This is a genomic window from Hymenobacter sp. UYCo722 (assembly GCF_040547115.1).
Taxonomy (GTDB): Bacteria; Bacteroidota; Bacteroidia; order Cytophagales; family Hymenobacteraceae; genus Hymenobacter.
In genome coordinates this window covers 287,391-312,267 of sequence record NZ_JBEPPC010000002.1, presented here as the reverse complement: position 1 = coordinate 312,267, position 24,877 = coordinate 287,391, and the positions used below count along the sequence as shown (strand labels likewise).

The 24,877-nt window shown below is 58.7% G+C and carries 21 protein-coding genes; 8 read left to right on the top strand and 13 right to left on the bottom strand.

Features of this window, described 5'->3' with window-relative positions:
- Positions 1-133 precede the first annotated feature (133 nt).
- Positions 134-1,537: an inorganic phosphate transporter gene (locus ABIB44_RS07175; protein WP_354583951.1), complete on the top strand. Its 1,404-nt coding sequence runs from the start codon at positions 134-136 to the stop codon at positions 1,535-1,537.
- A gap of 185 nt (positions 1,538-1,722) precedes the next feature.
- Here the strand turns inward: ABIB44_RS07175 and ABIB44_RS07170 are convergent, their stop codons facing one another.
- The 6 genes from ABIB44_RS07170 to mnmG all read right to left on the bottom strand — a co-directional run bounded on the left by ABIB44_RS07170 (position 1,723) and on the right by mnmG (position 8,682).
- Complete coding sequence (locus ABIB44_RS07170) at positions 1,723-2,208, bottom strand: hypothetical protein (protein ID WP_354583950.1); 486 nt, start codon at positions 2,206-2,208, stop codon at positions 1,723-1,725.
- Positions 2,209-2,397: 189 nt separating this feature from the next.
- Entirely contained in the window at positions 2,398-2,892 is a 495-nt protein-coding gene (locus ABIB44_RS07165; protein WP_354583949.1) for a DUF4385 domain-containing protein, read from the bottom strand.
- A gap of 1,015 nt (positions 2,893-3,907) precedes the next feature.
- Positions 3,908-5,542 carry an Ig-like domain-containing protein gene (locus ABIB44_RS07160; RefSeq protein WP_354583948.1) on the bottom strand — a complete coding sequence of 545 codons (1,635 nt, stop codon included), beginning with the start codon at positions 5,540-5,542 and terminating at the stop codon, positions 3,908-3,910.
- Positions 5,526-5,792, bottom strand: a complete 267-nt coding sequence (locus tag ABIB44_RS07155) for a hypothetical protein (RefSeq protein ID WP_354583947.1) — start codon at positions 5,790-5,792, stop codon at positions 5,526-5,528. Before ABIB44_RS07155 ends, ABIB44_RS07160 begins: the two co-directional genes overlap by 17 nt.
- Entirely contained in the window at positions 5,792-6,700 is a 909-nt protein-coding gene (locus tag ABIB44_RS07150; protein ID WP_354583946.1) for a class I SAM-dependent methyltransferase, read from the bottom strand. Before ABIB44_RS07150 ends, ABIB44_RS07155 begins: the two co-directional genes overlap by 1 nt.
- 113 nt (positions 6,701-6,813) lie before the next feature.
- On the bottom strand, positions 6,814-8,682 hold the full coding sequence (gene mnmG, locus ABIB44_RS07145; protein ID WP_354583945.1) for a tRNA uridine-5-carboxymethylaminomethyl(34) synthesis enzyme MnmG: 1,869 nt from the start codon (positions 8,680-8,682) through the stop codon (positions 6,814-6,816).
- Between the two features lie 256 nt (positions 8,683-8,938).
- Here mnmG and ABIB44_RS07140 point away from each other — a divergent pair, with 256 nt between their 5' ends.
- Both ABIB44_RS07140 and ABIB44_RS07135 read left to right on the top strand, forming a co-directional pair.
- On the top strand, positions 8,939-9,868 hold the full coding sequence (locus tag ABIB44_RS07140; RefSeq protein WP_354583944.1) for a DUF4249 domain-containing protein: 930 nt from the start codon (positions 8,939-8,941) through the stop codon (positions 9,866-9,868).
- Positions 9,869-9,875: 7 nt separating this feature from the next.
- Positions 9,876-12,296 (top strand): TonB-dependent receptor, encoded by a 2,421-nt coding sequence (locus ABIB44_RS07135; RefSeq protein ID WP_354583943.1) that lies wholly within the window; start codon positions 9,876-9,878, stop codon positions 12,294-12,296.
- Positions 12,297-12,367: 71 nt separating this feature from the next.
- Here the strand turns inward: ABIB44_RS07135 and ABIB44_RS07130 are convergent, their stop codons facing one another.
- The 7 genes from ABIB44_RS07130 to ABIB44_RS07100 form a co-directional block, all read right to left on the bottom strand.
- A complete protein-coding gene (locus tag ABIB44_RS07130) occupies positions 12,368-13,096 on the bottom strand; it encodes a GNAT family N-acetyltransferase (protein ID WP_354583942.1) in 729 nt (242 codons plus the stop codon).
- A gap of 145 nt (positions 13,097-13,241) precedes the next feature.
- Positions 13,242-13,739: an rRNA maturation RNase YbeY gene (gene ybeY / locus ABIB44_RS07125; RefSeq protein WP_354583941.1), complete on the bottom strand. Its 498-nt coding sequence runs from the start codon at positions 13,737-13,739 to the stop codon at positions 13,242-13,244.
- Positions 13,740-13,755: 16 nt separating this feature from the next.
- Positions 13,756-14,202 carry an ATP-binding protein gene (locus tag ABIB44_RS07120; protein WP_354583940.1) on the bottom strand — a complete coding sequence of 149 codons (447 nt, stop codon included), beginning with the start codon at positions 14,200-14,202 and terminating at the stop codon, positions 13,756-13,758.
- 162 nt (positions 14,203-14,364) lie between these two features.
- Positions 14,365-17,910, bottom strand: a complete 3,546-nt coding sequence (locus tag ABIB44_RS07115) for a DUF4175 family protein (RefSeq protein WP_354583939.1) — start codon at positions 17,908-17,910, stop codon at positions 14,365-14,367.
- Positions 17,911-18,091: 181 nt separating this feature from the next.
- Entirely contained in the window at positions 18,092-18,862 is a 771-nt protein-coding gene (locus ABIB44_RS07110) for an exodeoxyribonuclease III (protein ID WP_354583938.1), read from the bottom strand.
- A 76-nt stretch (positions 18,863-18,938) separates the two neighbouring features.
- On the bottom strand, positions 18,939-19,331 hold the full coding sequence (locus ABIB44_RS07105; protein ID WP_354583937.1) for a hypothetical protein: 393 nt from the start codon (positions 19,329-19,331) through the stop codon (positions 18,939-18,941).
- Positions 19,328-19,741, bottom strand: a complete 414-nt coding sequence (locus ABIB44_RS07100; protein WP_168671646.1) for a carboxymuconolactone decarboxylase family protein — start codon at positions 19,739-19,741, stop codon at positions 19,328-19,330. Before ABIB44_RS07100 ends, ABIB44_RS07105 begins: the two co-directional genes overlap by 4 nt.
- A 232-nt stretch (positions 19,742-19,973) precedes the next feature.
- Here ABIB44_RS07100 and ABIB44_RS07095 point away from each other — a divergent pair, with 232 nt between their 5' ends.
- The 5 genes from ABIB44_RS07095 to ABIB44_RS07075 all read left to right on the top strand — a co-directional run bounded on the left by ABIB44_RS07095 (position 19,974) and on the right by ABIB44_RS07075 (position 24,803).
- Positions 19,974-20,669: a ComF family protein gene (locus ABIB44_RS07095; RefSeq protein ID WP_354583936.1), complete on the top strand. Its 696-nt coding sequence runs from the start codon at positions 19,974-19,976 to the stop codon at positions 20,667-20,669.
- Positions 20,670-20,761: 92 nt separating this feature from the next.
- Entirely contained in the window at positions 20,762-21,544 is a 783-nt protein-coding gene (locus tag ABIB44_RS07090; RefSeq protein WP_354583935.1) for a hypothetical protein, read from the top strand.
- A gap of 17 nt (positions 21,545-21,561) precedes the next feature.
- Positions 21,562-22,239, top strand: a complete 678-nt coding sequence (locus tag ABIB44_RS07085) for an IS1595 family transposase (protein ID WP_354583934.1) — start codon at positions 21,562-21,564, stop codon at positions 22,237-22,239.
- Between the two features lie 22 nt (positions 22,240-22,261).
- Positions 22,262-22,894 carry a M43 family zinc metalloprotease gene (locus tag ABIB44_RS07080; protein WP_354583933.1) on the top strand — a complete coding sequence of 211 codons (633 nt, stop codon included), beginning with the start codon at positions 22,262-22,264 and terminating at the stop codon, positions 22,892-22,894.
- 97 nt (positions 22,895-22,991) lie between these two features.
- Positions 22,992-24,803, top strand: a complete 1,812-nt coding sequence (locus tag ABIB44_RS07075) for a T9SS type A sorting domain-containing protein (protein WP_354583932.1) — start codon at positions 22,992-22,994, stop codon at positions 24,801-24,803.
- The last annotated feature ends 74 nt before the right edge of the window (positions 24,804-24,877 follow it).

Here is a 24,877-nt window from a genome sequence, read left to right as displayed (position 1 = left end):
ACGTCATGCTGCGCTCTGCATGACGTTTTACCCAACTTCACCCCGCCGTCATAATTCGGTAACATATCGGGGACCGCCCATATTCCTACCTTTGACCCATGAATTCATCCAATTTCCCACAAAACCGCCTTTTATGTTTGGTTTAGAACCTCACGTACTACTGCTTCTCGGCCTTTGCCTGCTGGCCGCCTGCGCATTTGAGTTCGTGAATGGCTTCCACGACACGGCCAACGCCGTGGCCACCGTCATCTACACCAACGCCCTGCGGCCTTGGGTCGCCGTGGTCTGGTCGGCGTTCTGGAACTTTATCGGCGTGTTTTCCGGTGGCATTGGCGTGGCCATGGGCATTGTGTATCTGCTGCCCGTCGAAAGTTTGGTCGATGCCAACGTGTACCACGGTATTGCCATGGTGGGCGCACTCATTCTGGCGGCCATCATCTGGAACGTGGGCACCTGGTACTACGGCATTCCGGCATCGAGTTCGCACGCGCTTATCGGCTCCATTCTGGGCGTGGGCATTGCGTATTCGCTGCTACCCGAGTCGCGCGGCACGGCCGTGAACTGGAGCAAAGCCAGTGAAACGGGTATTGCCCTGCTCGTGGGGCCGCTGCTAGGCTTTGCGCTCACCATCGGCATGATGTTTCTATTCAAGCGCTTCTCCCCCAGCAAGGCTATTTTTAAAGAGCCGCACAAGCGCAAGCCCCCACCCCTCTGGATTCGCCTGCTACTCATTTCGACTTGCACGCTGGTGAGCTTTTTCCACGGTTCCAACGACGGGCAAAAAGGCGTGGGCCTCGTGATGCTGATTCTGATTGGCATCGTGCCCTTTCGCTTCGCGCTCGATGAAAGCAAAAACCCCCTCGACCTGCGCGAGTCATTGGGTAAAGTTGAATACGTCATCAACCGCGTGAACCGCGCCGAGCTTAGCCCCAACGACCAAAAAGACTTAGTCGACATTCAGGCTAAGACAGCCGACCTAGACCGCATTTTCGCTGGCAAAACCAACGTGAAGGACCTGCCCCAGCAAACCCGCTTCGAGATTCGGCGCGACGTACTGCTGCTCTCTAACCGCGCCAAAAAGTTGCTCGGCTCGCCCAATGTGAGCCTGAGCACGCAAGACCGCAACCTCTACGACAAGGCCACGGCCAATATGAAAACCTTCACCGACTATGCTCCCTGGTGGGTGCTGCTGATGGTGAGTCTCTCGCTGGCCTGCGGTACCATGATTGGCTGGCAGCGCATCGTGAAAACTATTGGCGAGCGCATCGGCAAGGAGCACCTCAGCTACGCTCAGGGCGCAAGCTCCGAGCTGGTAGCAGCGGCCATTATCGGTATCGGCACACAAATGACGCTGCCGGCTTCGACCACTCACGTACTCACCTCCTCCATCGCGGGTAGCATGGTAGCCAGCCGCGGCGTGAAAAACGTGAACGCCGATATTGTGCGCAATATCGCGCTGGCCTGGGTGCTCACGCTCCCGGTTACCATGGTGCTCTCGGGCGTACTGTTTCTGTTGTTCCGGGCGGTACTCGGGTAGTAAGCTCGACCATTTAAAACACAAAAAAGGCTGTTCCATTGTGGAACAGCCTTTTTTGATGCGGGTACCTGCGACGCAGGTTTCAGGTTGGGAAGGTTGTCCCGAAACGGGGATAATGGCCCCGTTTTCATAGCTTTATCCACTTATCCACAGTCAAATGCAGCTGGAATGTGGATAAATCGCACTTACTTAGGCCACTGCACTTCCATGTCGTCGTTGATGAATACGCCGAAATTGACAAATTGCAGCTCGCCTTCTTCGAAGTATAAGTCAATCATCGACTTCTCGTAGGAGAGGCGCACCGCGCCTTCTTCCATGGTTTCCATTTCGGGCTCGGCCTGCTTGTTGCGGGCCATTAAGGCCTTCACCTGGTCGATGCTCTGGCCGTAAATGGCTTCGCCGTAGAGGCGCATGCCGGGGTTGTCGGTTTCGATGCAGCTGAGGCGGAAGTCGTCTTCGCGGTCGAAGTAAAGCGAGAGCAGGTACTCCTCCTCGTGGTAGTTCCAAGCCTGATGTTCGAAATCGTCGTCGTCGTCCGACTCTTCAATTTCCTCGGGCTCACCCACGAGGGTACGCACTTCGTCCATGGTCGCGCCGAAGCGCAGTGGGCCCATGCCGGTGCCCAGAATAATTTCGTTTTCCTCGATGCTGGAGGGTTGGGGAGTGCTCATGGAGTTGGGATAAAGGGTAGTTGCAAAGGTAATGTTGGCGTTTGGTTGTTGGTGCTTGATTCCGCCTGCTATCCTGAATGCAGCGAAGGACCTTATTAAGGCTAGAGTTCCATTTAACAAATTTCGCGCAGCCGTGATAAGGTCCTTCGCTGCGCTCAGGATAACAGGCAAGTAAGCTGCCTTATCCCCCTACTTCCCATATTTCTCCATAAACGCGTCCTTTTGCCGAATGTATTCGGGGTGGGCTTTGGCCTCGTCCCACTTGCGCTTGAAAATGGCGGCGGCCTCGACTTTATCCACATCGGGGTGTGGGTTACGGGGCAATTCGGGGCGACCGTGGGCACCACTTTGCCCTTTTTTGTCGGCTGGCACGGGGCCGGCGTACTTCTTGCCACCGGCGTGGTTGGCATAGCGTCGGGCCCGGGTATAGCCCATCTGGATGAATTTGCGGGCCATATCGGCCCCCACGAAGTCGTGGGCCTTCAAATAAGCCTCAAACAGGCCGTAAATCGTTTCGGACGACTCCTGGGCTGCCGCTGCATCTTTGAAGCGCCAGTGGGGCAGGATTTCGGCCTTGTAGGGCTGTACCAGCAGCACGCCCTGCTCGCCCCGCCCCACGCGGTACAGCTCGGGGTGCTGGCGAAAATCGAGGGAGTGGAAATCGAGGGTATAATCGAACGGCATGGGGAAAAGCGGCTAAGCGTTGTGCATAAGCTATACGGAATCGCGCAAAAACGGCAAGCCTGTTTTCCCGAATCTTAAATCCGGACACCTGCATTTGCGCATAGAGTGCTTTTACGCTTTTTAGGAATCTGAAACCCTTTGCTCAGGATTCAAACCCGTGAACCAGGATAAATCCCTGAAGCGGCACTCGAACCTTTCACCCAGGACTAAAACCCTTGATTCGGGACTTAAACCCTTGACTCGGGTTTTCCCCAGTCTTACTTTTTGATTAAATTTTTTTCTTAAAACCTCTTTTTATTTCCACTCATTAGGTCGGTTGATAAGTGGAAAAGCCAATAGGGTTATCCCCAGTGTGCATAACGTGGGGGGAAAGCAATGTCTTTTCCACCCGCTATACACCCGCAATGTGGAAAATAATGACTTGTTAGTAAGACACTTATATCATTTTTCAACATCTCCACCAGCTTTCCCCAAATTCAATTTCCCACAAAAAACCGGGGTGTGGGAAGGGATTTTGGCGGGGGAAAGTTATCCCCGGTTATCCCCGGTCGATTTGCCCTGTGCGGGCAGCCTTCCTTCCAAAAAAACTTCTGCCCCACTTATCCCCGTGTTACCACGATGTTTCCCCTGAGTTATCCCCGAAGCCCAGCTGATACCCTAAGCACTGTGGAAAACTTCGTGGAAAACGCGGGGAAATCCGTCAAAAACCACCCTCAGTAATTGGAAAAAGGGTTGAGTTTTCCACTAATGTGGAAAATAAGAGGGTATATCGGCAGTTTCCGAGTCGTGCCGGATTGGGTTGGTTAGGAAAAGGGGAAGCGCTGAGCCGCCCAAGCCTAAGCCAGCGGGTTTGGAGAGAATCAGTTGGTTCAGGGTCCCAGGTTAGCGTTATGAGCGCATAAGGGTAGGGTACGGGGCTTGCCCCCACCCATCGTTGACCGGAATCGTTGCACCAACGGGAATGATGGGCGCAGCTCCTACCCCAAACAGTTGTCAAGCCCATAGGGCCGCAACGCTAAAACGAGAGCCCTTCTACGACATCGAAGCCCGCGCTGATTTTTAGCGTTTTGGGATACAGAAACACGGGTTCGGGCGCTAGCAGCAGCTTCGGGTCGCCGCCGCGCCAGCGGCCGTCGCCATCGGCGTCGATGAGCACGCGCAGGCGGTAGGTGCCAGGCGGCATATCCGTGAACAAATAAGTGCCCTTGGGCGATGCCAGACTGGCCACGACCTGGAATTTATCGTCGAGTAGTTGCAGCTCAAAGCTCTTCTGCTTGGTACTGATGGTACCGGAGAGGCTGGTCGACACATCCTGCTCGCTGAGGCCGAGTCGCAACGGTTTCAGGCGCAGGGGCTGGCCGGTGATGGTTGTGATGGCCGTGCTGTCGAGGATGATGTCGAGGCGATTTTTAGCCTTGGCATTAAAGCGCACGGCCAACTGGGTACGGTCGGGGCTAAGGGTGCCATCGGCGGGCAGGCGCAGTGGGCGGCGGCGCACCGAGTCTTCGACCAGCGTACCAAAAGGCTTATCAGATGCAATGAGCACGGGCACGGCAAACTGAAACTTCACCTGGCCTTCGGGAAACACGGTGCGTGGAGACCCTTCCACGGTGTAGAGCGGCGGGTTGGCTACTTTTTTGGCGGTGGCCGGGGGCACCGGAAACTTCAGCTGCAGGGTGTCGCGGCTGCTGTTGCCGGTGCTATCGGTGGCCGTGAGCAGGTAGCGGCCATCGCCGACGGCGGGTGTTTTATACAGCACTACGGTCCGGCCGCGCTCAATTAGCTGAGTGGCTTCGGCCACGGCCGTGGCGTTGGCCGCAGCGGGCAGCTGTGCCAGGGTGGCGGTGCGCAGGCCTTCGCCGTAGCTCAGGCGCAGTTGGGTGGGGCTGGGCGTGCGGGTGGTGAGCAGGGGCGGCCGCTGGTCGGGCTGGGTGAGGACCATAGGCACCGCCGCGCCGGTACTACCGGCAATGGTGATGGGCGCGGGCAGGTAGGCAATTTTTTCGCCGTCGTCGTAGCGACCGTTGTTGTTTTTGTCGGCTACGGCGTAAAGTTGGTAATCCCCGCCCTTGAGGAAATTCAGGCTGAATTTGCCCTCCTTATCGGTCAGCACGGTGTAGTAGGGGCGGCCGCGTCGCACGCCCAGCGTGTCGGCCACGCGGTAGAGGCCAATGCTGGCCCCTTCTACGGTGCGGGCCGTGAGCACGTCGGTGAGCGTGCCGCTCACCTTGCCCGAATCGAGCTCGGGGCCGGTGCTGAAGGTGAGGGAAGCATTTGCGGCCGGCAGCGCCTCCGTAATGTCCACCACGCCCTCGCGAAAATTGAAGCTGTAGGTGGTATTCGGGTCGAGCGGCTTTTCGAAGAGCAGCGTGATGGAGCTGCGGTCCTCGCGCAGCTTGTAGGGGTTGTCTTCGGGCAGCTGCGGGGTGATGAGCAGGTTTTTGCTCAGGTCTTTGGTGATGACGGGCTCCGAGAAATTTAGCCGCACAAACTGCTGCTTCACGTTGCGGGCGGCGCTGTCGGGCGAGCTGCTGATGCGGCGCGGTGGGGTGCGGTCGCGCGGGCCACCCAGGGGCGGGGCCACGGCGGCGCAGCTTTCGAGCAGGGCAACCAGCGCCAGCAGAACCAGCAATTCAGCGCGAACGGACATTATACAATAGCAGCGTAGTGAGCGTGAGAACAACAATGGCCACCCCGATGCGCAGCCCCGTACGGCGCGTTACCTCGGTGGTAGGCTCGGCGGGGTTAACGACCACAACGTGGCGGGCAGTATCGGCTACAAAGGTCGGCGGCGGTTTTTTGACGGAATCGGGCGACGGCGCGGGGGTGGTTTGGGCATGGGCAGTAGTGGCCAGCAGGCCCGCCGCCACCAGTAGCCGCCACCGCGCCGCTGCCCGCATCAGGTGCCGGCCGGGGTGCGCCGCCCGGCCACGTACAGCAAGCTCGAATACTGCCCCTCGTGCTCCTGGGCATAGGCATTGGACTTATAGCCGGCCTTGAGCACCGTGAGCAGGCCGCCGGCGCGCTCGGCCTTGTGCTTCTCACTAAGCATGCTTACATAATAGGCGTCCAACGGCATGGGCAGCGTCTGAGTAATGGTCAGCTTATGCTTTTTAAGCAGTTGAGCCATCGTTTTGGGCGCGAAGTGATAAAGGTGGCGTGGTACATCGTAGGCGGCCCAAAGTTCGCGATAGTGCTGGGCATCAAGGCTTTCCACGTTGGGCACGGCGATGAGCAGCACGCCATCGGGTTTCAACAGGGCCACCAGCTGGGCCAGGGTTTCGTTGAGGGTGTGCACATGCTCCAGCACGTGCCAGAGTGTGATAGCATCGAACGTAGCGGGTTGAAACTGGGCCAGGCTCTCCTGCCCTATCGGCTGGCCGAGACGCTGGCTGGCTTCGACGCGGGCGCGGGCGTTGGGCTCCAGGCCCGCCACCTGCCAGCCAGCCGATTTGGCGGCGGCCAGAAAGTGGCCCGTGCCGCAGCCATAATCCAGTAGCTTGCCCCGGCGCGGGGCCAGCTTGTTCAGCAGCCCCACCTTGCGGCGCATCGTAAAAAACCGGGCTACTTTGTAGGCCTGGTTTATCAGCCCGGCAGCCGCGCTGTTGTGCGACACGTAGGCGTCGGACTCATAATACTTACCAATCTCAGCCTCATTTGGCCGCGGGTTGGTGAACTGAAAGCTGCACGCCGCGCACTGCACGATGGCGAAGCTCTCGTGGCTCACCGTCCGGTCTTCCACCACCAGCTTGTTTTTGAAGTCAGTTTTGCCGCAAACCGGGCAATTATCAATTCGTTCGTACGACACTCCTTTTTAATTAAAAATTAAAAATTATGAATTAAAAATTATTGGGCTAGCTGGCGGAATCTCGATTCCCCGTGCTCAATTTTTAATTTTTAATTCTCAATTTTTAATTCATTTCACCTGCCCAAATATACCATCAGCACCGACACATCAGCCGGCGAGATGCCGCTGATGCGCGAGGCCTGCCCAATGGTTTCGGGCTGAATCTTGAGCAGCTTTTCGCGGGCCTCGTGGCTGAGGGCGGGCATGGCGCGGTAGTCGAGCCGGCCCTGAATCACGAAGTTCTCCAGCTCCTGCATGCGTTCGGCCTGCTGCTGTTCTTTCAGCAAATACGTCTCGTACTTGATGTTGATGATGGCCTGCTCCAATGCTTCCGCATCATAAGCAGTCAGGGCTTCATCCAGCGTGGGCAGGGCGCGGCGCAGGTCGGCCAGCTCCACGTTGGGGCGGCGCAGCAGGTTCACGGCGCGGGTCTTTTCATGGATTTCGGCCGAGCCGAGCTCCGTCAGTAGCGGATTGATTTCGGCGGTTTCGATGGCGAATTTCTGGAGCAACTCGGCTATATCAGCCGTCTGCCCTTGTTTCATCCGCACGCGTTCGAGGCGCTCATCCGAAGCCAGGCCCAACTCGTGGCCCAGCGGCGTGAGACGCAGGTCGGCGTTGTCCTGGCGCAGCAGAATGCGGTGCTCGGCCCGGCTCGTGAACATGCGGTAGGGCTCGTCGGTGCCCTTGTTCACCAAGTCATCAATCAGCACGCCGATGTACGCCTCGCTCCTTGTGAGCACGAATGGCTGCTTACCGTGCACTTTGTTGTGCGCGTTGATGCCGGCCATCAGGCCCTGGCAGGCCGCTTCCTCGTAGCCGGTGGTACCGTTAATCTGGCCCGCGAAATACAAGCCCGCAATCAGCTTGGTTTCGAGGGTGAGCGCCAGCTGCGTGGGCGGGAAAAAGTCGTACTCGATGGCGTAGCCGGGCCGAAACATCTTGGCCTTCTCGAAACCCGCGATTTCGCGCAGGGCGCGGTACTGCACGTCCTCCGGCAGCGAACTCGAAAAGCCGTTCACGTAGCATTCCACGGTGCTCCAGCCTTCGGGCTCCACGAAAATCTGGTGGCGGTCCTTATCGGCGAAGCGGTTGATTTTGTCCTCCACGCTGGGGCAGTAGCGCGGTCCCAGGCCCTTGATGCGACCCTGGAACATAGGCGACTTCTCGAAACCCTCGCGCAGAATGTCGTGCACCCGCTCGTTGGTGTAGGTGATGTAGCAGGGGCGCTGCTGCGTCAGGCGCGGCGTGTCGAGGTAGGAGAATTTGCTCGGCACTTCGTCGCCGCCCTGCGCTTCCATTTTAGAGTAGTCGAGGCTGCGGCCGTCCACGCGGGGCGGGGTGCCGGTTTTCATCCGGCCAGCTTCGAAGCCCAACTCCACCAGCTGCTCCGTAATGCCGCGGCTGCCCTTCTCGGCCGCCCGGCCACCGCCAAAATTCTTCTCGCCGATATGGATGAGGCCGTTCAGAAAAGTACCGTTGGTGAGCACCACCGACTTGCCGCGAAACTCGATGCCCAGGGCCGTGGTTACGCCCACGCAGGTGTCGTTTTCCACCACGATGCCGGTCACGGCTTCCTGCCAGAAATCGACGTTGGCGATGCCTTCCAGCGTTAGGCGCCAGGCTTCGGCAAAGCGCATGCGGTCGCTCTGGGCACGGGGGCTCCACATGGCGGGGCCTTTCGAGCGGTTCAGCATCCGAAACTGAATCATGGTTTGGTCGGTGATGATGCCCGACTGGCCACCCAGCGCGTCGATTTCGCGCACAATCTGACCCTTGGCCACGCCGCCCATGGCCGGGTTGCACGACATCTGGGCGATGGTGTTCATGTTCATCGTCACCAGCAGCACTTTCGAGCCCAGGTTGGCGGCGGCGGCGGCGGCCTCGCAGCCGGCGTGGCCCGCGCCCACTACAATGACGTCGTATTCTTCTTGCTGAAACATTAGGAACGCGAAGTTTCGCGGAATTTAAAATGGAAGTCTCGCCAAGGCGATAGAAGCTAGAACCAAGCTTTGCGAAACTTGATTTCAACTTGACGAAACCTAGCGCGAAAAAAGTCCGCCCGGCATTGACGGCTACAAAATTACGCAATTCAAACCCCGCATCTCGTTTCGGATAAAGCGAGTTAGCGGTTGCCGAAAGGCGCTTGATACTATACTTCGCCCCGGCGCGTTGGGAAGGCCCACGTTAGTCTACCCAATGAACCTTATTCTTTCCCGGTCCCTTCTCGCTGGCTGGGGCGGCCTTTTATTGGCCCTGACGGGCTGTATCGACCAGATAAGTGCCGACTTGCCCGCGCCGCCGAAGGTATTGGTTGTTAATTCTATTCTGACCCCGGATAGCCTCTTTCGGGTGCAGGTGAGCCGTGTGACCAGCGCCACCGATGCTTCTTCGCGGCTGCTTGCTGTGGCCCAGGTTTCGCTTCTGACTCCCGGCGGGGCCATGGAAATGTTGCGCAGCCAGGGCGATGGGCTCTATTATTCCCCCACCAAACCCGTTAGCGGCACCCCTTACACGTTGCAGGTGGCCGCGCCCGGCTACCCCAGCGTGAGCGCTACGGATACGGTGCCGGTCCTAGTGCCCATTCGGGAGGCGTGGTTTTCCTTTCCTACAGGCACCGACCGCAACAACGAGCTGCTAGGTACCATTGTGGTGCGGTTCGATGACCCGGCGCAAACTGCCAATTTTTACGAAATCAGTGGGTACCAGGAAAGCCAGTTTTTAATCCTAGATGCCCGCGGCAACGCCGCCCTGACGGCTGAAGACGACAGCGGACTAAATTCCAAATCACTGGTGTTTTCCGATAAGCTTTTCAATGGTCGCAGCTTTGAGCTACGAGCATCTTTTCTGACGCATGGCCACAGTTCCGGCGGTTTCAACAACGGCCAACCGACGGGACCCACGACCCGTCCGCCGCGCTTGGTGCTGCGGTCCATCAGTCGGGCGTACTACCAGTACCGCAAAAGCTGGACCCGGCATCTTTACAACCAGGGTAGTAAGGGCGACACCTACGACCTGAACCAGCTGCTTTTTTTAGGCGACCCCAGTACGATGTATTCCAATGTGGATGGCGGCTATGGCGTGGTGGTCGGCTATTCCGCGCAGTCCGTCATACTCCCTCTGCGCTAGCCTGGAGATGACTATAACTTACCGAACCAGATTAGGCTGGTCGCTCCTAGCCATCGGCCTCGCCATATCTGCCCCGGCGCAGGCCCAACTGGCCCGCATCACGCTTAGCGGCTTCGTCCAGGACGCCCGAAGCGGGGAAAAACTGCTCGGCGCGGCGGTGTACGTGGCCAACAGCCCGATGGGCACCACCACGAATACGGCCGGCTTCTACTCCCTAACCCTGCCAGCCCAAGATACCGTGCGTCTCACGGCCAGCTACCTGGGCTACCAGCGGGCCAGCATTACCCTTGCGGGTCGGCAAACAGCGGCGCATTCTTTCGCCCTGGCGGCTGATAATCAGTTGACCGACGTGCAGGTGACGGGCCAGCGGGACGCCCCACTGGAACGCCGCGTCGAAATGAGCACCCTTCATATTCCGGTCAGTCAGCTACGTCAGCTACCGGCCCTGCTCGGCGAGCCGGACGTGTTGCGCGCCTTCCAACTTATGCCCGGCGTGCAGTCGGGCCGCGAAGGTAGCGGGGCACTTTACGTGCGCGGCGGCTCGCCCGACCAGAACCTGACCCTGCTCGACGACGTGCCCATTTACTACGTGAGCCACATTGGAGGCTTTCTGTCTGTGTTTGATGCTAACGCCATTAGCGATGTCCGGCTGATTAAGGGCGGCTTCCCGGCGCGCTACGGCGGGCGGCTGTCATCAGTGCTGGATGTGCGGCTCAAAGAAGGCAACAAACAGCAGCTGAGCGGCAACGCGGGAATTGGCGTACTCGCCACTCAACTTTCGCTGGAAGGCCCGTTGAAGAATGGCAAAACCACGTTTCTGGTATCGGTGCGGCGCGGCAACCTCGACTTGTTTTCGCGGGTGGCCAGCCGTATTTCTTCCAATGGCAACAGCGTGGTGGGGTATTCTTTCTACGATGCTAGCCTGAAAATCAGCCACCAACTCACGGTCCGGGACCAGGTTTTTGCCGCCGTATACTTGGGAGGTGACCGGCTATTTCTGACCCAGAAGCCACAAACCATTGCCAATCCACAAGGCGATTTTCGGTATCAGGGCGAGAGCAACCTGCGCTACAGCAACGCCCTGGCCTCGCTACGCTGGAACCGGCAGTTTTCGCCTAAGCTCTTCGGTAACGCCACCGTGGCCGCCACTCGGTTTAGGTACGAAAACGGCCAGTCGTACCACTCCGAAGACGACTCGCCAACGGGGCGTAGCGAGGACAGCCAAGCCCTTTTCACGTCTGGCGTGCAGGATATACAGGCAAAGACCGACTTTGACTACTACGCTAGCCCAGCGCAGCAGCTCCGGTTTGGTAGCACGGCCATCTACCACGTCTTCACGCCCGGCGTGAATTCCTTCACCACCAAAACCAGCACCATCGCGGTCGATACCGCCTTTGGGAGCCAGCGCGTGAGTGCCCGGGAAATGGCTCTCTATGGGGAAGATGAAATCCGGGTCAACGCCCGGCTGTCCGCCAATATCGGCTTGCGGGCAGTCGCCTATTCGGTGGCGGGCCGCACCTTTGGCGGGGTGCAGCCGCGCCTGCTGGCCACCTATCTGGTGGGCGAGCATACGGCCCTGAAAGCCTCGTTTTCGGCCATGCAGCAGTACCTGCACCTCCTTTCCAACAACGGGGCCGGGCTACCCACCGACCTCTGGGTGCCCGCCACCGCGCGCATCGCGCCGCAGCGGGCGCAGCAGCTGGCGGTGGGTGTGGCGCACACCATCGTCGCGTGGGGTGTTGAAGTGAGCGCGGAAGCCTTCCAAAAGTCGCTGCACAACCTGATTGAATTTCGGGAGGGAGCCACGTTCTACAACAGCTCCCAGGACTGGCAGGACAAAGTCGTGACCAGCGGCAGGGGGCAGGTGCAGGGCATCGAGTTGCTGGTGCAGAAGAAAACTGGCCGTTTCACTGGCTGGGTCGGCTACACCCTGGCCCGTAATGAGCGGCAGTTCGACCAGCTTAATAGCGGCCAGTGGTACCCTTACAAATTCGACCGCCGCCACGATGCGTCCGTGGTCCTCATCTACCAGCTGCGCCCGAGTATCACACTCTCCGCCACCTGGGTCTACGGTACGGGCAACGCCATAACCCTAGCCGAGGGCAACTACAACGTCATCGAGCAAAGCTATGGGTACGGGCTTCGTTCCAACGTCGCTTCCGACCGCTACGTTTATCAGGAGGCGGAACTCTACGGTCCCAAAAACAGCTTCCGAATGCGCGCCTACCACCGCCTGGATGTGAGTGCCACGTTCACCAAGCCAGTCCGGCACGGCGAGCGCATCTGGCGGGTCGGGGCTTACAATGCCTACAGCCGCAACAACCCATACTACATCTATTACAGCCTAGATGCCGCCCGGCAAAAGCAGCTCTATCAGCTAAGCCTGTTCCCCATTTTGCCCGCCATCAGCTACGAGCGCAGCTTCTGATTGGGCAGCGTTCGTTGACTGCAGACTCTGGGGTAAACTGTTCAACGACGGGCGGAAGCACACCTCGCACCCTACTCGCTCGTATCCCGCAAATCTTCGGGTAGCCACTCGGCGAAAAGCTCGGCCGAATTGGCCTGCACGGCCTCCCGGGAGTATGGCCGCCATTGGCCGCTGATGCTATCGAATACCTCCGTAGCCGCCGCGCAGGCAAAAAGCTTGTAGTCGAATTTGGGGTAGTCGTGCACCAGGTAGCCAGGGTAATAATAGTCGAGGTGCCGGCGGCGGGCGTAGTCGGTTTTCAGCAGCAGCAGGTACTTGCCGAGGCTGTGCTTGTGGTAGGCCGGGTCGTAAAAATTGAGAATGCCGGCCAGCGTCCGCTCGCCGTAGTCGAGCACGCCGGCGGCGATGAGGCGGCCCTCATCGCGCAGCTCAATGATTTGGGTGTTGAAAACGTTGTGGGTGGCCTCGCCCAGCAACACAGCTTCGATAGTGGGCGCGGCATCGAAGGTGATGGCGGCGAGGTAGCGGGCGTAGAGCTCCTCGTACTCGGCGGTGAGCCGGAATGGGTGGACGGTGGCCGTGAAGCGGGCATTGCGGCGCAGCAGGCGGCGCTGCTCGGGCCCCCATGCCACACGGGCGAGGTCAATTCGCAGCCAGTGGGCGGTATAGAGGCGGCCATCGAAGGGTACGAACTGGCAGGTGAACAGGTCCTGCTGCATCCGGTAGTAGCCCTGAGCCAGATAATAATCCAGCGCTTCGCCCCGAATAACGGGAAATTCGGCAGAAGAAGAGGCGGCCATGATGTGTAGACAGCAGCGGATAAAAGCACGTCATGCTGAGCTTGCCAAAGCGCCTTTACCGTGTAAGTGTTTAATTACTATTGCGGTAGAGTTGCTTCGGCAAGCTCAGCATGACGTGCTTTATTCGGTATTCAAGAACAACCGGCTAAAAACTGCGAAGCGCCAGGCAATAATCCTCCTTAGCGCGCATGGCCGTCTGGCTCAGCAGGTCTTTGTCGTGGTAGCCGAGCAGGTGCAGCACCCCGTGAATCATAACGCGGTGCAGTTCGTCGCGAAACGGGATGCCGAGGTCGTGGGCATTATCGCGCACCCGCTCCACGCTGATGAAAATATCGCCTTCGAGCATATCGGCGTCATCGGAATTATCAAAGGTGATAACGTCCGTGAGCGTGTCGTGGGCCAGGTACTCCACATTGAGGCGGTGCAGATAGTCGTCGGAGCAGAAGATGTACGTGAGCTGCACAATGCGGTGCTCGTGCACCCGGGCCACGCGCTCAATCCACTCCAGCAGTCCTTCGGCGTCGGAAAGCTCGAAGTCGGGCGCGTCTTCCACCATGAACTCGATGCCGGGGGCTTCGTGGTGCAGTTCGCCGGGCGGGAAGTTTTCGTGGTGGGGCGGGCCCGTCGGCGGGGTGCTGTTCATGCGGAGTCAGGCCGCCTTAAGCGGCGATTTGGTCGGCGGTCGGGGCTTCGTCGGCGGGGGCGGAGGTGAGTTGGAAGGTGAGCAGCACGCAGCGGCCTTCCTTGCTGAATTCCACTTCATCGGCCAGGTGGCGAATGAGGAAGATGCCGCGGCCGCCTGGGTTTTCCAGGTTTTCGGGGGAAGTGGGGTCTTCGAGGTTATCGTAGTTGAAACCAGTGCCTTCGTCCTCAATCTCAAATTTAAGCATCTGTGGCTCCACGTAAAGCGACAGATAGACGTTTTTATCCTTGTCGAACTTATTGCCGTGCCGGATGGCGTTGTTCACCGCTTCGGTAACGGCCACCATGATGTTGCCGTAGATATCGTCCTCAATCTGAAAGGTATCCTTAGAATTATCGATGAAGCTCTCAACGACGCGGATATTTTCGACGAGCGACGGAATCTGAATTTTTACCTGCTTCATAAGGTGGTTTGATGGGAAGAACGGCAGCTCTTTGGGGCGGCAAAAATAGTCTTTTAACGGCAAAGCACCACAACTATTTCTGCTGCCCCACCGGGCTTGGTTCTAACAGTACACTAATTGGTTAACGAAACCGCCAGCCGCTTGGATGGAAAGCCGGGCGGATTATTTGATTTTCTGGAAATACTCGCCCACCTCACGCTGGTAGTACGGGGTCAGGTTCGGGGGTGTACTACGTAGCAATTCGGTCTGACGTTCTTTGCTGACGCGGTATTTATCGAACGCCGGCGGAAAAACCGGTGGTTTATACTGAGCCGCCTGGGCCTCGCGCTTGGTGTCCTGGTCGCGCTCGCGCGCCGATTTTTCCACTTCCAGCAGGCGGGTAAGAATTTGCTGCTGGCGCATCATCGTCTCCTCGGTCAGGCGCTTATTCACGAGGTCGGTTTCGGTTTGCTCCATCATTTTTTTGATATCGCCGGTACCGCCCGCGCCCTGGTCGCCTTTGCCGTCCTTACCATTCTGGCCACCCTCTTTACCGTCTTTCCCATCCTTGCCGTCCTTGCTTTGCCCCTGGCCGGGCTGCCCCCCGCCCTGGCCCTGCGAGCCGCCGGGCTTGCCGCCCTGCTGCAACTTGTCGAGCTGCTGCATGGCCTGGCGCAGCATCTGCTGCTGGCCGGCCAGCTTGGCCAGCTCCTGCGACATTTCGCGGCCCGATTTCCCCGATTTCGACAGCTGCTGAATCTGTTCGTTGAGCTGCTGCTGCATTTTGCCCATGTTGCCGGGGCCGGGCTTGCTGCCCTGGCCCTGCCCTTTGCCCTTGCCCTTTTTCTTGCCCGGCTTGCCCTGGCCGTCTTTGGGCGCACCCTTGCCGGCCTGGGCTTCCTGCTGCATCTGGTCGAGGGAGCTTTGCAGCATCAGAGCCAGGTTGTTCATGCTGGTCATGGCCTGCTGCTCGGTGGCGGTGGCGCGGCCCAAATCGCGCTGCTGAATGTGGGTGAGCGACTCGTCCATGCGGCCGTTCATTTCGCCCACTTCGCGGGTCACGAAGCTCTGAATCTTAGGCTCCTTCTTGGCCAGTGCGTACAGCGAGTCCTGAATAATTTTAGCGTCGTCGCGCAGCTTGCGCTGGGTCTGGCCCAGCTGCACGAAGCGGGGGTCGGACTGGTCCACTTTACGGAAATCCTTCATTAGCTGCTCCTGGTCGAAGCTGAGGGTAAGCAAATTATCCAGGATATTGCGCAGGTCGTCGATGTTCTGCTGGGCCTGGTCGCTCTCCTCCTCGCTCATCTGGTCGCGCATTTTCTGCGCCATCTTCTTCATGCGCTGGGCGGCGCTTTTCTGCTTGCCGGCGGCTTTTTTATTCTGGTTTTTGCCCAGGCTCTGCTGGCTCTCCTGCATGTCCTGGTCCGTCTGCTCCTGGTCGGGCTTCTGCTCGTCCATGCCGTTCTGGTCGCCCAGCTCTTTATCCATCTGCTTCAGGTCCTGCAGTTCTTTTTTCAGGTCTTCGAATTCCTTTTGGTTTGCGGCCTGCTCTTGTTTCAGCTGCTCCTGCTTGGCTTTCTGGTCCTGGTTTGAAGCCTTATTTTCGGGGTTTTCCTTGTCGTTCTGCTCGGTTTTTTCGGCCAGCTTTTCTTCCTGTTTGGCGAGCTCATCGAGCTTATTGGCGGTTTCCTCGGCCTTCTGCTCCAGCTGCATCTGCTTGAACATCTCCAGGGCGCGGTCAAGCTCCTTTTGCAGCGTGTCTTCCTTGTTTTCGAGTTGCTGCAGTAGCTTCTGCATCTCGGCGTCGGGTTGCTTCTGCTCTTCCAGCAGCTTGCGCAGCTTCTCGTAGAGCTTCTTGGTTTCGGGGTCGAGCAGGTCGTTCATCAGCTTCTTCAGCTCTTCGGCCTTTTTGGCCAGCTCCTCGCTTTTGGGGCTGGCCTGGTCCTGCTTCTGCTGCAGCTGCTCAAACATTTTCTGCATCTGCTCCATCTGCTGGTTCAGCTGGTTTTTCTGGTCCAGCATGTTTTCCAGCTGCTTGCGGTCCTGAAAGCTCAGGTCGCGCTTGGTCTTGAGCTTGTCCTGGGTTTTAGCCAGCTCGCGCTCCAGCTTTTCGCTCTGCTTGGCGGCCTGGCTCATCTGGCTGGCAACCGACTGCGCCTGGGCCTGCATTTCCTGGCGCAGCTCGCGGCGGCTGGGCAGCCGGAACTCGACCGGCCGGGTGCGCGTGGCTTTGGGGCCGTGCACACCGTCGTTGTCCCAGGCCTCCACGTAATATTCGAGGCGGTCGCCGGGCTGCATATTCAGCGCGCTCAGGTTCCAGGTGTAGGCGTAGGTGCCGGCGCTTTCGCGGGGCAAGCCCAATGGTGTAGCCCCCTGGCGGCTGGGGGCGGCATTTGGCCCCTGCCCGGCGCGGCGTAGGGCGTAGTGCAGCTCCAGGCGGGTCAGGCCATAGTCGTCGCGCACGGTGCCGCCCAGCGCCAGAAAGCGCCGCGTCACGGTATCCGAAAAAGCTTCCAGCGTGAGCGAGGGCGGCAGGTCTGGTACGGCCGTGAGCTGGTAGGAAATCGGGTCGCGGTTCAGGCTGGCCGGATTTTTCAGCCGCAGCAGATAAGGCTGTGAGCGCAGTACCCGCCGGGTGGCCACGAAAGTGCCATCGGTACCGGTGGCGGCCAGCGTCTCATCGGGGTTCTGGAACATCAGGGCCAGCTCATCGGTGGCGGCCGTGGCAAATTCCCAGCGTACCATGCTGCCCTCGGGCACCGTTAGGTTGCCGCCGTTCTCGATGGTTTCGGCCGGCTTACCAGTGTAGGGCGGGTAAGTGATATTGACTTTAAAATCGCGCAGGTTGGGCCGTTCCAGCACCGTGAGCTGGTATTCGGGCGAAGCAAATCCTGCGCCCTTCAGCTGAAAGCGCACGTCGCCCTGTGGCTGCTCAAATGTGTAGTGAAACTCATCGCCGCGTCCGGCTACCTTGCTCAGCCGTTGCTCGGTGTCGTCGAAGGTGATGTTTACCTCGGCCGGCAAGGCCGCGCCGGCCACGCCCACGTCCAGCGTAAAATCTTCGCCCCGAAAGGCGGTCAGCTTCGTGTTTTTAATCAAAAACTGAAACGGCGCGGGCGGCGAATATGCCCGTTTGTAATGCCAGATGCGCCCGGTACCCTGCACCAGAACGCTGGGATAAAACGCCAGCAACGCCAGTAAAACGGCCGCCGGAATGGCCGCGTATTTCCACAGCGGCTTGCTCTGCTGCTGGATATTGATGCCCTCGGCAAACGAATACTGGCCGAACTGGGCGGCGCGCTGCTCCAGGCTGGCCGCAATCAGGGCATTGTCGCGGGCTTGCCCCTGCAGCTGCAGGGCATTGACCAAGCGGTCCTGCACTTCCGGGAAAATCTCGCCGACGCGGCGGGCGGCCTGCTCGTCGCTCAGCAGCCGGCGCAGGTTGGTGAGGGCGGCCAGGGGCGTCCAAATCCAGCGCGCAAAGCTGTAAACCACGAGGCCGATGAAGCCGAACAGCAGCCCGGCCCGCACCACGGTGGGCAGGTAAAGGAAGTATTCGAGCCCGTTGAAGGCCACGAAAAATGTGAGCAGCAGTCCGCCGGCCACCAGCAATCCACGCACCAGCAGGTTCAGGTAAAACTTGCGCTTAAAGGCCTCCAACTCCGTCCGTACCCGCGCCAGGGCGGGGTACTCGGCTGCCGCAGCGCCGCGCTCCATCAGCATCGCCATAAATCAGTTCTTAGTTGGGAAAGATACACCTGAAAGAGGACGCTTGGTTCGTTTTGCGAAGGTCGGAGCGGGGATATGTCTGTCATCCTGAGCTTGCGAAGGACCTTTTCTTTGTTGAGCACGTCGTTTGGTAGTGATGAGTTCCTTCGCAAGCTCAGGACGACAGATGTGTGCTCATTCCCTACCCCAATTCTACCCAGGCCGGGCAGTGGTCGGAATGCACTACGTCGGGCAGCAGGCCCGCGCCGGTCAGGCGCGGTTGCAGGGCGGCATCGGCCAGCCAGTGGTCGAGGCGCCAGCCCACGTTGCGGCCGCGCGAGCCGGCCCGGTAGCTCCACCACGAGTAGTGTCCCGGGGCTTCGCCGTGGTGGTGGCGGAAGGTGTCAATCAGCCCATCGGCCAGGAAATCCCTGAACCACTGCCGCTCCTCCGGAGTGTAGCCGGGGCTGGTTTGGTTAGCCTTGGGATTGTGCAGGTCGATTGCCGTTTGGCAACAGTTGAAATCTCCGCCAATAAGCAGCGGCGGCGTGCTGCCATCGGTCCGCAGCTTCGCCACATAGTCGCGGAAAAAGTGCAGCCACGCTACTTTAAACGCCTGTCGTTCCGGCCCGCTCGTGCCCGAGGGCATGTAGGTGTTCAGCACCGAAACACCCTCGAAGTCGAGCCGCAATACGCGGCCTTCCTCGTCGTAGCAGCTCTGCCCGCAGCCGTGCACGACAGCTTTAGGCACCACTTTCGAGAAGGTGGCCACCCCACTGTAGCCGGGCTTTTGGGCCGGGTGCAGGTAGGCATGGTAGCCGAGGTTTTCGAAGCCGGAAACGTCCATCGGCTCGCGGCTGGCCTTTATTTCCTGAAGGCATAGCACATCGGGCGCGGCCTCGGCCACCCAACCCAGCAGGCCCTTGCTCAGGGCTGAGCGCAGGCCGTTGACGTTGTAAGAAACGATTTTCATTCAGTTGTATAAGATTGACACAGCTCGTCGTGCTTCGGCTACGCTCAGCATGACGTTCAACTGGCGCAAAAACCAATCACAAGTCGTCGCCTGGGTCCAGCGAGAAATACTCCAGCGCGTGCCATTTCAGCATGCGCTCCTGCTCCTTCAGGTTGGCGAAGGGCACGGGGCGTAGCAGCCGGTAGTGCGGCCAGCCGTCGGCGTCGACGTGCGTCAGCTCGTAGTGGCCGCTCAGGCTGAAAAGCCGGCAGGTGGCAATGTGCATCAGGTCCTGCTTCTGCTCCTTGGTGAAGGTCGTGATGCCCTGGTTCAGCTCCTGAATTCCGATGAGCAGCAGCATGGCGTTCAAGTCGGGGCGCTTATCGAAACGGGCCTCCATCTCCACCATCAGCGTTTCCCAACGGGCGTCGAAGTCGGCTTCGGCCTCCGGGTGCTCGGCGGGAGCGGCGTGGTTCAGGTCTTCGCTCATGCGGTGGGCTGGCCGTCGTGTTCGGCTTTATGAGCGGCCAGTGCCGCGCCATCGTGGGCGGTTGCGCCCGCTTCCGACTTTAGAATTTCCCAGTATTCTACTGCGCGGCGAAAGTGCGGAATCACGATGCTGCCGCCGATGATATTGGCAATGGCAAAAATTTCATAAATCTCCTCGTCGGTGAGCTTTTCCTCAAAGCATTTGCCGACGTGGTATTTGATGCAGTCGTCGCAACGCAGCACCATGGAGCAGGCCAGGCCCAGCATTTCCTTGGTTTTCACGTCGAGCGCACCGGCCGCGTACGTATTGGTGTCGAGGTTGAAAAACCGCTTGATGACTTTGTTGTCGGCTGCCAGAATGGTAGCATTCATCCGTTGGCGGTACTCGTTGAATTCAGTTACTTGAGACATGTTTTGGGGAGGGACTTAGAAATAAAGAACGGTCATGCTGAGCGAAGGCGCAGACGCAGTCGAAGCATCTCGCGTGCAGCAGTAATCAGTACAATAACAACGGAGCGGTAGAGATGCTTCGACTGCGGCTGCGCCTCCGCTCAGCATGACCGTTCTGATTGAGCATGATAGCAAACAATCGGCTACATTGCTCCCTCAAAATTACTCCCAAACCCTTCCCCTTTCTACCATCATGCTCCGCACCCTGTGGCAGGATTTCGTCGGCCTCGTTTACCCGCGTCTGTGCCTGGCCTGCCGCGAGCCCCTCGTGACCGGCGAAAACCACCTTTGCACCGGCTGCCGGGCCGAACTGCCCTACACCGACTACCACCTGCTGCCGCCCGACCAGAACCCGCTGGGCCGACGCTTCTGGGGCAAGCTGCCCATCCGCCACGCCCTGAGCTACCTGCGCTTCGTGCGCCACGGCCGGGTGCAGCACCTGCTCCACGAACTCAAGTACCAGGGCCAGCGCGACGTGGGCACCGCCCTCGGCCAGCTCTACGGGACCGAACTGCACGCGGCCGGTATCGCGGCTGATTTCGACCTCATTATCCCCGTGCCGCTGCACCCGCGCAAGCTGGCCCGGCGCGGCTACAACCAAGCCGCTGCTTTCGCCACTGGCCTGGCTACCGGCCTGCGAGTGCCGGCTGCCAATACTGCCCTGCGCCGCAACACCAACACCAAAACGCAAACCAAAAAGAACCGGGCCCAGCGCTGGGAAAACGTGGCCACCGTATTCGAAGTGGAAAACCCCGCCGCCATTATCGGCCGCCGCATTCTTGTGGTCGATGACGTGCTGACCACTGGCGCTACCCTCGAAGCCTGTGGTGCGGTGCTACTGGCGGCCGGCGCGGCCGAAATCAGCATCGCCACCATTGCCTGCGCTTAGCAGACTATGGAAAGGAGTGTGGATTTTGTTGTTTGATTCAATCAATCAGGTAATTACATTTGCTTTATCCATCCACCAGTCCCTTTCTTCGTATGAGTAAAAACTACCCCTCCCTCTCAAAAAATGCTAAATCCCGGTTTGGGCGCGTAAAGCTGCTTTTAGCAATGCTGTTGGCAACTGGCCAGCCTGCCACTGCGCAGGCCCCCATGCAGTGTACGGTACTAGGCTCGCCGCTGCCTGCAAATCCCAGCTCCAAAGCGGCGATGGGTGCTGGCACAGCGGCGGGTGCTACTGCCTGTACCGACGTCCAGAACATTCGGGTAAACGTTCATTTTTTGCAGCACGACAATGGCGCTGGCAACTTTGGGCCTTTCGATGATGGCCGGCCCGGCACCCCCGGCACCAACGACACGGGATATAGCTACGCGCAGGCGCTCATCAGCGACTGCAACAGCAACATGGCCCAGAACCCGCCCCTGCGCCTGGCCCCCGGCAACACCCTTACTCCCATTGATAAGCGCATCCGGTGGGTGTTGGAAGACGTGTATTTTGACCGAAACAGCACGTATCGCGATGGCGCAGGCACGCAAAATTCACCCTTCCACGATTACACCTCGTTGTGCGTCCGGGCTGACTCTGTTATTAATATCTTTTTGGTCGAGGAAACTCAGTGGCCTTATGTTGGCCCGATAGGGAACAATAACATCAACCAGCCTTCTGTTACGTCTCCACTGGCGCATCGAGGCTACGTTTGGTCGACCAGCCAGGCCAACTGTAACTCGGGGGTTGCTCCCGCCCAAATGTATGCGGTAGTAGCCAGTCCTTGGACCAATTACATATTGTTTAGGGGCTTAGGAAGCAAAAATCAGGAATAGGGGCGTAACTTCTTGTTATGCAACCCACTAACCGCTACTATAAGTGCAGCAAACTTTCGGAGGTCAAATTTCGCTACTTGCTGCGGCTCTTTGCCCTGGATTTGACCGCCTCGGACGCGGCTCGGCTCACAGGGCTGAGCATCCGCGCCGTCAATGCGCTCTACCTGCGGTTGCGCCACCGATTTCTGGCCTGGAACCCCGTGCCGGCCGAGCTGGCCGGGGCCGTCGAGCTCGACGAAAGCTACTTCGGCCCGCGGCGCGTACGTGGCAAGCGGGGTCGCGGAGCCAGCGGCAAAACCATCGTCTTTGGCCTGTTCAAACGCGGCGGCCAAGTCTACACGGAAATCGTCCCCGACTGCTCGAAAAAGACGCTGCAAGCCATTATTCGCGGTAAAATTGACGTCTCGGCCATGGTCAACACCGATGGCTGGCGCGGCTACGACGGGCTGGTGGACGTGGGCTTCGACCGCCACTTCCGCGTCCGCCACGGCCAAGACGAGTTTGTGCAAGGGGCCTCGCATATCAACGGCATCGAGTCCTTCTGGAGCTTCGCCAAAGCCCGTCTCCAGCAGTTCAAGGGCGTGCCCAAACACACCTTTTTGCTGCATCTGAAAGAGTCCGAATTTCGCTTCAATCATCGCTACGAGGACCTCTATAAATTGCTCCTTAAATTACTTCGTCAACTGCCCCTGTAAACCGGTTTGCTTCCTAAGCCCCTTGTTTAATAAAGGGTCCTGGGAGCTGGCTTCAACCGTCAACCATGAGCTGTGCCACGTGCTGGGCCTGAACCATCCATTTCAATACAATGATTTCGCCTGGGGCGAATGCGCGGATGCGCCGATGAACGCCAACTGCTGGACCCTGAGCACGCAGCCCGGCAATACCGACTGCTCGTCCTGGAGTCAGGTATCGAATAACCTGATGGATTATAACACCTTCCAGACATCGCTCGCTCCCTGCCAGATAGGTATTATTCAGAACAACCTGAACACCTGCCTGGCCGGCCGCTACGTGTACAAGTGCAGCAACTGCCTGCCGGTTACGGCCACGTTTGACGTTACCTGCGATAGGGGGTGCAAGCCCACGCCCGTGTGGTTGGAGAGCCGGGCGGCAGCCAACTACGATTGGTACCAGCTGAGCATCGACCGATTATATCATGGCATCGCCTCGGCTGGCGAACACTTTGAAACCGCCGTTTATGGGCAAAAGCTGGGGCGAGCGCAGCTAAACGCGCTGTATCCGTTCCGGCCATCGGGCACCTACCGCATTAAGTTGGTAACGGGCTCTTACTGTAGCGCGAGCACCACCGCCGTGCAGGTGCGCTACCTCCGTACACCCGATTGCCCCTGATTCCGTCTGGCCCTGCGGCTTGCGCGTCTTGTGCAGCGCTACTGCCCAGGCCAGTTTGGTTTCCTACCGTTCCTAACTGCTTCCTTCCGTATCAATCATGAAACATGCATCTACGCAGGCACTACGGGTGCTTATAGTCGTTCTCATCACGGCCCTGACCGCTGCCGCACAGGCTCCTCCCGGCTGGGGTTGGGTAAACAAACTGGGTACCTACGTGCCCAATACCACCAATGCCAACGGTGTGGCGGGGCTGGGGCGCGATGCTGCCGGCAACCTGTACTTGCTGGGCACCTATGTGGGGGCTCCGCTCCTGGGGGGCACCCCTACCACGAGCCAGGGCGGGGCAGATATTTTCCTGGCCAAGTATGCGCCTACCGGCGCGTTGCTGTGGCTGCGCACCATGCAAAGCACCGGCGATGACAAGGCTCAGGCCCTGGTAGTAGAGCCCAGCGGGCGTTGCACCGTGGCTGGTTACTACGGTGGCCCAACGGGCGGCAATCTGGCATTCGGCGATTTTAATAGCACCACCATGCTGCCCGGGCCGGCCGTGCTCAACTTGGCCGCGACGGGCGGCTACTACGGGGCACTGACGTTTGTGGCTACTGTCGACGCGAATGGCGCATTATTATGGGCGGATACACCGTCGCCCGCTTACGGCGGATTAAATGTGCAAGCCCTTCACCGCGACGGTAATGGCAACTGCTACGTGTCGGCAAATACCAATCCGCAGGGTACACTGGTCGTTAATGGACAAAACTACCCGGCTATTGGAACTACTGATGCCGTGCTGTTAAAGTATCTGCCGACCGGACAAATAGATTGGGCACGCCGGGTGGGGGTACCTAGAGGTAGTGGTTACAGCGGTGAAGTCTACACCGATGCCGCCAATGCGGTGTATTGGCTAGTAGGTCATAATGGCCCAATAACTATTGACCAAACAACGGTTGGAGTGACTTCAAACACTGGTAATATGAGTGTGCTAAAGCTGTCAGCAAATAATCGGGTACGTTGGTTCAAAAACAACTTGTTAAGCGTAGGAAGCCAAAATGTGGTTTCTCAGCTATTGGGTGTGGATGTAAGTACCAATGTATTGTATTTGTCTTGTTACAGTACAGGTGGTTCTGTTGCGTTTGCCGGTGGTAATCCTGTCGCCGCAGAGCCTAATGCACTAACTGCTTTCGTTGCCCGTTGCGATACTGCCGGCAATGTACAATGGGTGAAACCATACATGTTTTCAACCAACGTGCCGGGAGGCTTGCCAGGACCGCGAGGGGCGGGCATCCGTGGTTTTGCAGTCATTGGCAATGGTTTCACAATGACAACTTCCACAGTCAGTTATAATCAAACTACTTATTATGGCGGTTCCAAGAGCTATGGCCTTGCAGAAGGAGGGTTACCCTGTGTGCTTCATTATAATACCATTACCAGCCAAGCTGAGTGGATTCGGATAGGAGGAACGCCATCATTGGTCGGACAAACGACTATTGGGAGCACCGTAACTAATTCGGTTGCCGACAATTCGGGCAACGTCTACGTCGCGGGCAATTTCACCGGCACTGCGCAGTTTGGCACAACTACTATTCAGTCCACCTCCACCAGCCAGCCCGAAATCTTTCTGGCTAAGCTTGACCAAAGCATTGTCACGGCCACCGCGGCCGGCAGCCCCGCGCAGCCGTGGAGCATCTTTCCGAACCCCAGCACCGGAGTTGTGCAGTTGCGGGGCCTGCCCGCCTCGGCCCACGTTCAGGTGCGCGATGCTATCGGCCGAATTATCCAGGAGCTGCCCGCCCTAGGCACTACTAACGCCATCCCCGAGCGGGTGCTTGGCGGGCTGCTCCCTGGCCTCTACCTCTTGCAGATAACCAATACCCGGGAGCTGTATCGCACGCAAAAGCTGCTGGTGCAGTAGCGGCTAGGCCAAAATGCCAGCCTTGGCAACCATCACAAAAAAAGGCCGCTCCTAATAATGGAGCGGCCTTTTCT